Below are 3,242 nucleotides of genomic sequence, written 5' to 3' on the forward strand. Positions count from 1 at the left end.
ATTCTGTACCAATGCAAAATAATTCTGTTCCAGAAATTTCAGCTAAAGAAGCATAATGAAGCATGTTTTTTCTGTAAGCTTTAAACCATATATCCCAATCGGCATTTGTTTCAAAGTTTATGTTAGAACGCCAACCATCTCTTAACCAAATATGAGGTTTAAACATAACATGCATCCCTTTTTTATGAACTTCCTTAATAGCGGTTATAAATATAGAGTCATTTTTTCTCCATTGTCCTACAACTTTAGGTGCATTCATTTCTTTTGTTTGTTCATCTTCTTGGTCTATAAAGGGAACCATAGCAACCCATTCTATATTTGTTTTTAATAAATCTTTTATAGTTTGCTCACGGTTATTTCTCCATCCAAAAGCATGAACTCCACGATGCTTGTTATCTACAGCATAGAAATTATTAGAATAATTAGTGTTATTTTCTACAGAATAATCCCATTGGTAATTAAAATTCTCAAAACTATTTTTATTAATGATATAACGGTAGGAAAACGATAACAATAAAACAGGTAACAATAATCTAACAGTAAAGCGCTTTAGCATAATAAAAACGCCCTTTTTTCTATAAATTCTAATAAAATACCGAATAACTAAAAAGAGGGTATAGAATATTATAAACAAAATAAGAAGTGCAATTTGTGCATTCTTTTTAAGAATAAAGTCAGGAAAAAAATCTAAACCATCAGAAAAAGACTCTCCATTACTAATAAATTGATAGATTACAAATAAAAAAGAGAATAACCATGTAAATAGGTAGATTACAATAGCGCTTACAACTTCTTTTTTTAATAACAATTTCATGTTTTAAATATACTATAAATTTATACTAATACACTAGCTTACATTTTTTTCAAAAAACAATCAACTCTAAGGGCTAAACAGTATTTTTGCACTATGTCTAAATCATATCAATTACAACAACAAATATTAAGTAAATTAAATATTAAGGAACTTAATCCTATGCAAGAGGAGGCTTGTCTAGCCATTCCTTCGGTAGATAATATTGTTTTATTATCCCCAACTGGAACAGGGAAAACATTAGCATTTTTATTGCCTGTTATGGGCTTGTTAGATGCTAACTTAAAATCTATACAAGCCATTATTTTAGTGCCATCTAGGGAGTTAGCAATACAAATAGAGCAAGTTATTCGTAAAATGGGAGCTGGGTTTAAAACAAATGCCGTTTATGGAGGTAGACCATTTTCTAAAGATAAAATAGAATTAAATCATGCGCCAGCGATACTTGTAGGAACTCCTGGGCGTATAGCAGATCATTTACGGCGTGAAACTTTTACGACAAATGCTATAAAAACACTAGTATTGGATGAGTTCGATAAATCATTAGAAGTTGGTTTCGAATCTGAAATGAGTGAAATCATCGCATTTTTACCCCAAATAAAAAAACGAATACTAACCTCTGCAACTCAGGATATGGAGATTCCGCGTTTTGTGGGATTAAAAGATGAAATTGTAATTAATTATTTAGACACAGAAGCGTCTCAATTAAAAATTAAAAAAGTTGTTTCCCCTACTAAAAACAAACTTCAAACTTTGGTAGATTTATTATGTCATATAGGGAATGCACCTGGAATTATATTTTGTAATTTTAAAGATACTATAAGTTATGTTAGTGATTTTTTAGAAGAACATAATATCGCTCATGGTTGTTTTTATGGCGGTATGGAGCAAAAAGATAGAGAGCGCGCTTTAATAAAATTTAGAAATGGTACGCATCAAATTATTATAGCTACCGACTTGGCAGCAAGAGGTCTTGATATTTCAGAATTAAAATATATTATTCATTACCAATTACCATTAAAAGCTCAAGAATTTACTCATAGAAATGGTAGAACTGCACGTATGAATACAGAAGGAACTGCGTATGTGCTACAATGGCAAGAAGAAACTTTGCCAGATTTTATTGAAACAGAAACGGTTGTTAAACTAAACAATAATTTAAGTCCAGAACCTTCAATGTGGACAACTTTATTTATTTCAGGAGGTAGAAAAGATAAAATATCTAAAGGAGATATTGCTGGTCTTTTCTTTAAACAAGGTGGATTAGATAAAAATGAATTAGGTGTTATAGAGCTTAAGCAGGACTGTGCTTTTGTTGCAGTACCAAAACATAAAGTAAATACTGTTATTACTAAAACAAATAATAGCAGATTGAAAAAAAAGAAGGTGAGAGTAAGTGCTATATAATTATATATGGCATGGTATTTGGACTCTTTAAAGTAATTAATACATAAATTTATATTACAATGAGTACAGGAACAGTAAAATTCTTCAATGATGAAAAAGGTTATGGTTTTATCACAGAAGAAGGTTCAAACAAAGACCATTTTGTCCACATTTCGGGATTAATCGATGAAATTAGAGAAGGCGATGCAGTGGAATTCGATTTAACAGAAGGAAAAAAAGGTTTAAATGCAGTAAACGTAAAAGTTATTTAAATAGATATACTTAAACTTTATTACCACAAGGCCCATCATTATTTTGATGGGCTTTTTTTATTCCTATAATTTCAAATAATAATAGCTATTAATAATTATTAAGAATGTTACCTTTGTTTAAAATAGTATTATGTCACAATCCTTTCTAGATTTAAAACTTTCCGAAAATTTATTAAAAGCGTTAAACGATTTAAAAATTGTAAAACCAACAGAAATACAAGAACATGCTATTAAGCATTTATTATCTAATACCTCAGACTTTGTTGGTATTGCAAAAACTGGAACAGGAAAAACAGCAGCCTTTGGTTTACCCTTATTACAATTAATAGATACTAATAAAACAGCTATTCAAGCAATAGTATTGGCACCAACGCGAGAACTAGGAAAACAAATTTGTAATAATTTAGAGCAGTTTGCTAAGTATAGGCCAGAAGTTTCTATAGCAAGTATATGCGGAGGCGTACCAATTAAGCCACAAATAGAACGTTTAACTAAAACAACACATATAGTAGTTGCAACCCCTGGTCGTTTAATAGATTTAATAAATAGGCAAGCAATAAATATTACAGAAGCGGGGTATTTAGTTTTAGATGAAGCAGATGAGATGATTTCTATTTTAAAGGAAAGTCTGGATCAAATTGTGGAAGTTTTACCAAAAAGTAGGCGAACTATTTTGTTTTCAGCGACTTTACCAGGCGCAATTAAGCAATTAATACAAAATTATTTGTCTAAACATGTAAAACAGGTAACTGTAGACATGGAAACCAAAGGAC

The 3,242-nt window shown here is 30.3% G+C and carries 4 protein-coding genes; 3 read left to right on the plus strand and 1 reads right to left on the minus strand.

Annotation, left to right across the window (positions count from 1 at the left end):
• A partial coding sequence (locus tag ACVC2P_RS03925) for a glycoside hydrolase family 113 (RefSeq protein ID WP_452597181.1) occupies nucleotides 1-814 on the minus strand: 814 nt, incomplete at its 3' end.
• Between the two features lie 93 nt (nucleotides 815-907).
• Here ACVC2P_RS03925 and ACVC2P_RS03930 point away from each other — a divergent pair.
• The 3 genes from ACVC2P_RS03930 to ACVC2P_RS03940 form a co-directional block, all read left to right on the plus strand.
• Nucleotides 908-2,218 (plus strand): DEAD/DEAH box helicase, encoded by a 1,311-nt coding sequence (locus tag ACVC2P_RS03930; RefSeq protein ID WP_452597182.1) that lies wholly within the window; start codon nucleotides 908-910, stop codon nucleotides 2,216-2,218.
• 59 nt (nucleotides 2,219-2,277) lie between these two features.
• The gene (locus ACVC2P_RS03935; RefSeq protein WP_452597183.1) at nucleotides 2,278-2,469 is read left to right on the plus strand and encodes a cold-shock protein; all 192 of its coding nucleotides are present in this window, start codon (nucleotides 2,278-2,280) and stop codon (nucleotides 2,467-2,469) included.
• Between the two features lie 130 nt (nucleotides 2,470-2,599).
• Nucleotides 2,600-3,242 (plus strand): DEAD/DEAH box helicase (locus ACVC2P_RS03940; RefSeq protein ID WP_452597184.1); only part of this gene is annotated, 643 nt, incomplete at its 3' end.

The sequence above is a fragment of the Pontimicrobium sp. MEBiC01747 genome, assembly GCF_053601635.1.